The sequence below is a fragment of the Streptococcus danieliae genome (genome assembly GCF_009767945.1).
Lineage (GTDB): Bacteria > Bacillota > Bacilli > Lactobacillales > Streptococcaceae > Streptococcus > Streptococcus danieliae.
Genome location: NZ_WSRS01000099.1, coordinates 1 through 6,078, shown reverse-complemented (window position 1 = coordinate 6,078; position 6,078 = coordinate 1). Strand labels below are relative to the sequence as shown.

Annotated in this window: 5 protein-coding genes; all 5 read right to left on the bottom strand. The window is 40.0% G+C overall.

Annotated features, from left to right (window positions below):
• Nucleotides 1-415 precede the first annotated feature (415 nt).
• The 5 genes from E5983_RS08335 to E5983_RS08315 all read right to left on the bottom strand — a co-directional run bounded on the left by E5983_RS08335 (nt 416) and on the right by E5983_RS08315 (nt 5,500).
• Nucleotides 416-1,558 carry a hypothetical protein gene (locus tag E5983_RS08335; RefSeq protein ID WP_160333387.1) on the bottom strand — a complete coding sequence of 381 codons (1,143 nt, stop codon included), beginning with the start codon at nt 1,556-1,558 and terminating at the stop codon, nt 416-418.
• Between the two features lie 95 nt (nt 1,559-1,653).
• Nucleotides 1,654-2,703 (bottom strand): DUF6287 domain-containing protein, encoded by a 1,050-nt coding sequence (locus E5983_RS08330; protein WP_160333386.1) that lies wholly within the window; start codon nt 2,701-2,703, stop codon nt 1,654-1,656.
• A gap of 54 nt (nt 2,704-2,757) precedes the next feature.
• Nucleotides 2,758-3,738, bottom strand: coding sequence for a G5 domain-containing protein (locus E5983_RS08325; protein ID WP_160333385.1), 981 nt, complete (start codon nt 3,736-3,738; stop codon nt 2,758-2,760).
• Nucleotides 3,739-3,925: 187 nt separating this feature from the next.
• Nucleotides 3,926-4,177 carry a hypothetical protein gene (locus E5983_RS08320; RefSeq protein WP_160333384.1) on the bottom strand — a complete coding sequence of 84 codons (252 nt, stop codon included), beginning with the start codon at nt 4,175-4,177 and terminating at the stop codon, nt 3,926-3,928.
• A gap of 12 nt (nt 4,178-4,189) precedes the next feature.
• Nucleotides 4,190-5,500, bottom strand: a complete 1,311-nt coding sequence (locus E5983_RS08315) for a YSIRK-type signal peptide-containing protein (protein WP_160333388.1) — start codon at nt 5,498-5,500, stop codon at nt 4,190-4,192.
• Nucleotides 5,501-6,078: the final 578 nt, after the last annotated feature.

The following is a 6,078-nucleotide window of genomic DNA, read 5'->3' as shown; positions in this document are numbered from 1 at the left end:
TGAATGATTAGCTAGAAATGTGGTTAAATCTGTGATAAACTGGGTCATGGGAATAAATCTTTCTAGTAGTATTTTTTAGTCTAACTCTACTATAGCAGGATTTATTCCTTTTTTGCGTTTACACAAGATATTGTACACTCTCATAGCCGTAGAAACTGAAAATTGTTAGCAGTAAGGCATAAGTAAACAAGATATAAGCCATCACTCTTCCTCCATTTCATATAGATGGTTGTGAAAAAAGGATTCTCCTTTTATATACACATATAGTATAAGTGATGTGGCTGTTTGTTGCAAGTGGAATTAAAAAATTATTTTCATTATTAGAATGAACTAGCACTTATCATTATAGTATGTAAAAACCGAGCAGTTCCGTAAGTTGGAAATGCTCGGTGTTTCTATTTTGAAGCTTCTTGTCCTACTCCTTATCAGCCACCTTATATTCTTTGTAGCCGTCTGTCTCTAATCTAGCACGAAGATTTGCATAATCTTGTGTACTAAATCCAGAAACTTTATTAGCCGTTTCCAAATCAAGACTGTTATCAGCATTTACGTAGTATCTATAACCGTAATAAGCATACTGTACACTATTGTTATACTTAGTTGCTTTATTAATTTTATAAACAGACACTACATAAACCTGACCAGCTTCTGTCTTATTAAAAAATGGAACTTGATAGGAAATGTAGTCTTTTTGTTTTTCCAGTGTATAGGTCGTAAAATCCGTGTTTTGATGTTGAGATTTAGCATAAAGCTCATTTTTAGCCAGTGCCTCAGCAAGATTAGAAATAGCCGAGATCTCTTTCAAACCGTCCACTTCGACTTCAATCTCAGTCGCCTCTAACTTCTTGCCCTCTGTTTGCAGATTTGATACATAGGATGGCGAAACCGTTAATTGAACCTTATCGCCATTTTTGTAATTGCTCTTCTCCCCTGAAACAGTAAAGAAGTCGTAACCATCCTCATCTTCTGGTAATTCCACTTTACCATAGTTATTAAATCCGGAAAAAGTAACAGGATATTCTTCCAGCAAGGCTTTTGTGGAGATGGTTTCTGTTTTCTTAAGCCCCTCTACTTTAAATTCCTTGGACTCTTCCTTAATTGGAGACTTACTTGAAGAGGTTTTAACGGTCAAAGTTACCTTATCGCCATTACTCAATTCAGAACGCTTGTCAAATTTATAAGAAACACTGGAAATCATTGCCGCAGCTTTCTGATATTTCTGACCCAAGGATGCATCTGCATAAACCTCTGATAAAACGACCGCATCTTGATTCACCAAATCTTCTGTTTGATTTTTATTAAAGCCCGCACTTCGATAAGCAATTCGTTGAATTTCTTTGCTAATTTCTTTGGAGTCATAACTAAGTTCACCAAATCCATCATATCCGGTAAACTCCACCTGAACCGCAGCAACTAAACTCTTAGGTTGTGACTGGTAAACCTGATAACCAACGCCTAATACTAGGACTGCTGCAGTAGCTGCAGCAACTGCAACCTTATTCTTTAATGTAAATTCCTTGATTTTATCGACGTAGCTTCCAACTTGACTGACATCCATAAACAATTCTCCTTCAAAATAATCTGTAAAACTTTCCCGACTTCTGTCATTGATATAAGCACCAGCAAATTGTAGGTACACAGCACCTTAAATGACTAATCTACCCGATAGTACATATTCTCGTGGACACTACCTGTTGATACACTCAGAACATTGTAACGTTCACGACTAGCATCCGAGTCCCCAAATTCAACTCCTTTTGGAATGAAGGTCAATCCACCTGATGGAAGATTGTAGCCAAACATCAGGCTACCATTTAGATCTTTTACATAGTGAATTTGACTGCTCCCTGTCCCAAAGCTCGACGCATCAAAGACAATGGTCTCGCCATTCGGTTGTGCCCAGGTGCCATATAAGCTCGAATAGTCACCTGCACGAATGGCGTCAAGATTCATTTCCTTAGCAGCTGCTGGGGCAGCTTCTGGAATCACTGCTGGTACACTTAGCGGTTGCCAGTCAAAATTTGTTAAATCCAAGCCTGTATCAGTGGGAACATCCTGCCCAACTTTAAAGGGCTTTTCTTCAATTACGGAAGCACCACTGTTATCGGCAGCTAACTTGTAGGTTGTTTGCATTCCCTCACCATTTTGCGATAACCACTGCAGCTGGGTCACAGTACCATCCGAATTAATCTGAAAACCAGCGCGGCCACCGCCCACAGGTTGAACTTCAGAATGAGCCAAATAGGTGGATACCCCATTCTTAAGATAATAGATGGCTACTGCCTGCGCTTGCTCATTGTTTGATGAGACACCGGTTAAGAGCTCCTTTGTACCGTTTCCATCAATGTCATAAAAGACATAATGACTCACCTTATTGTCAGGGTCTGCTTTAATCTTGGTTAAGGTCTCTGCATACAACTGGTCATAATCCAATTCCTTGGCTTCCTTAGTCTCAGAGGAACTTTCTTTCGTCTCTGATTGGCTGCTAGATTGTTCGGTTGGACTTGAAGATGATGCCTTGCTTGATTCGACCTGACTGCTGGAGGGAGCTGTTGAGCTCGCTGATTGCGTTTGTTTTGTTTGAGCCTGACTACTGCTTTGCTCTGTTGAACTGCTTGCGGGAGCTTGAGACTGATTTGATTGGCAAGCCCCAAGCAGGAGGCTACAGGTAAGCAATAGACCAAGAGTGCTATATTTTTTCATTTTCTTCTAATCTCCAATAAGTGCTGTTTTCTATAAAAATTTAAAATTGAGAATCTATTCAACTTCCTTTTTTCCAGCTAGTCCCAAAGCCAATAGAACCGTTCCTAGCAAACTTAATGCTAGTCCACTTGTTGAGCCTGTCTTTGGCAGAGCAGTCTCTTTGCTAGAGCTTGGTGCTGTTCCTTGATTAAACTTAGAAACAGTTGCTGTCAAAATCGGTTGCTCAGCTGTGGTTACTGGATCTTTATGGAGCGTTTGAACCACCTCTGCTTTAGGAAGAGGATTTGGATTGTCTTTAACAGTTGGTAAGACTTCTGTTTCCACAATAAGAACTGACTTGCTGCCACGTAACACAATCCGCTCGACCATCGGTGTCACCACATCTGTAACAGTCTCTGTAATCTCACCTGTCTCAGGGTTTAGACGATAGGTTACAGTCCGCATGGTATAGCCTTGGGAACCTGCTTGTTTTTCCAACTCTGTTCCCATCTCTAGACTTTGGTCATCGAGATAAACAGTACGGACCTCGACTAGATCAACCTGCGCTTGTTTGACTTTTGTTCCCAAGGTGACAACCTTATCAATGGCTGCTTCTTGGCGAATCGACGGCTCATTGGCTTGCGCCTCTTGACCAACTAAGACATAGGTCGTTGTGGTAATTTTTTGACCATCAACACCCCCGATCTCAATACGGTAACCATAGTCTTTGGTATCATCCGCAATATAGTAGGTTTGGTAAGGAAGTACCTCTACTTGAACCTTGGGTTTTGTACCAACTAAAACTTTCCCATTTTGGGCTGGCGTTGTTTTTGTTTCAACCTTATCGACCACGATTTCTTTCAAGATCTGCGGAACAAAAAGTTTCTGATACATGCTTTCCCAGTACCATTCTGAAGCCTCAACTGGACTATAACCGACATCATAGACCGTCTCTTTCATGGCATCATATTCCGGATTCAAACCGGCATAGGCAGGGGCATAGCTATAAACAGTATCCCCAATCTTCTTATAACGTCTATAAGCAATACCGTTCAATTTTTTGTTGATGTATTCACCCAAGGAATCAGCCCAAGCCTCACTCGGTGTCCAGCGGATATAATCCCGAACATCTTCCTTATTTAAGAAATATTCTTCAGGGCACCTCTAAAAACTAAATTTCTGAAAATCTAAATGTTGATTTATCAAGGTTTGAGTGATTAAATTTGAAGAAAAACTGGGGTTTTTAGAGGTCCCCTTCAAAAACTTTGAGAAATTCATCTGAGTAGGATAAACGGCCCTGCGTCCGTATGTTTTTCTGAGCTGTTTCATTTGTTACTTTATAAGCATTATAATCATAGACTGTTTTGCCTGACTGATTATCAATCGCATGGCCCAGTTCATGGAGGAAAGTATCAAAGAGGTCGAAAGGTTGAGGAACAGAGAGGCTAATTATCTTCTCACCCTGATTAGTAGGTACAGTGAATTCTCTTTCCATAAAATTCCGAAGCTAGATATCGTTGCTAGCCCAATAGTTAATTCCAAGCACATTTCCTCCTGACTCAAGTTCTTCGCCAGTCACAACTATTTTTAAGATATGAGACTTAAGTTCATCAGGTAGATCGAATAACTTCTTGATTAATGCTTCTTGCTGCTCGCTTGTTAGGAAAGCATCTTCAAAACTAATTGGAAGTTGAGTATAGCCCTTTGATGCATTGTAACGCTGAGTAATCGTCTCAAAGGCATGACGAGCAACACGGATTACGGGATTTAAAATTATGTAATCTTTTCCAGACTGTGTTTTAGGATCATAACGAGCACCCACAGATACTCTCTCTTGCATTTCTGCTTCTTTGACACCAAGTAGGAAGCGTTCATAGTCAGCCCTGGCATCCGCATAGAGTTGCTCCGTAATGGGGAGTTGACTGGTAAAATAGCCTTTAAGGGCTGTTGCTTCATCACTACCTTCACCGACTAAATCATTGATATAACGAAAGCCTGCAAGATTGGCTAAATTTTCAGATGCCTTTTTAGCTAATTCCTCATATATTGCTTTCCGAAGAGCTTCGCTATCCTCTCCCTGCAAATCATCTGTCCACGGAGTTGAAGAATAATTTCTTGAACTTGTACCGATAAAACTATAGTTTTTTAAGAGAAGTTGGAAAGCTGGATTTTGAGGATCGATACTTTCCGTAGGAAGGTAGATGTCCTCCTTATTTGGATCAAGACTCGTGAGTTTCAGTAAACCATGACGATCTGTAACACCATTCCTAGACCACTCATTGATTGTATACTCGCCACCTGTCACCATATCCCGAATGGAGCTGTTGTTTTTGACTTCCTCTAAAGTCATTGGTTGGACATCTGAAAAGAGCTTGTCAATCACAATCTGATCGCTAGGTTTTTCTTGGGTCGTATCCAGATGGTAGAAATCACTTGGACCATATTTGTAATCCGTCGCAGCCATGGCATCCTTGGCTGACTGGTCGACCGGATCCACAACCGTCTCCTGCTGCTTGTAGCTTGTAATTTGCTCGGTTTTTCCATCAACTGCAGGTGTCTGCACCTGGCTTTGACCAACTTCAAGCGTTTCATCCGCCACATATTCCGTTGTTGCCGGAATAACTGTTGTTTCTACTTTCGGTTCAGGGACTGCGGAGTTTTGCTGAGATGTAGCAACCAACTCTGTAGAGTTATTTACCGGCTCAAGGACTTCATCTGCAGACACCGACTGTCCTAAAAAGGACAGAGCGATTAAAACACTCCCAACTCCTAATAAAGTCTTTCGAATTGAAAAAATTTGTTTTCTGTTAAATTTCATAATGTCTCCTAGATGGTTTGAAAAATCTACCCTATCTATTTAATCTATTAACGCGGAAATAGAGATAAATTAATCCAATTGGTGCAAGAATTGGTGAGAAAATCCAAATAATCGCATAGGTTAGCACTTTAATGAGGACCATCCGCGATAACGTTGTTGTATAGAAAAGGCCTGTTCCACCAAAAAAGAAGTCCATGATCGATAACCATAGGAATCGAGCAAATGGATTTAATAGTGTACAAAGAATCACATAAGGTAGAGATAAGTTATCTGATGATTGAATGTATGTGAAAAAAATAGCAAATAGTATTGTAATGACATACTGTCTGAAAAGCCAAGCTTTATCCAGGGATGTAAAAACCCGAATTATTCATAGATAACTAAAAAAACTTCCAGAATCCCTGATAGATCAAGGTTTCTAGAAATTTTTGATTTTCACCCATTGGGTGAGACATATGACTGGACAAAAAAAGGGTTCCCCTTTATGATATAAGCATCAAAAAAATCACAATCAGAAAGGAAACCTATATGTTTAGTCTAACAAATAACAGTTCTAAAAACAACACTTTTTCTTTCGA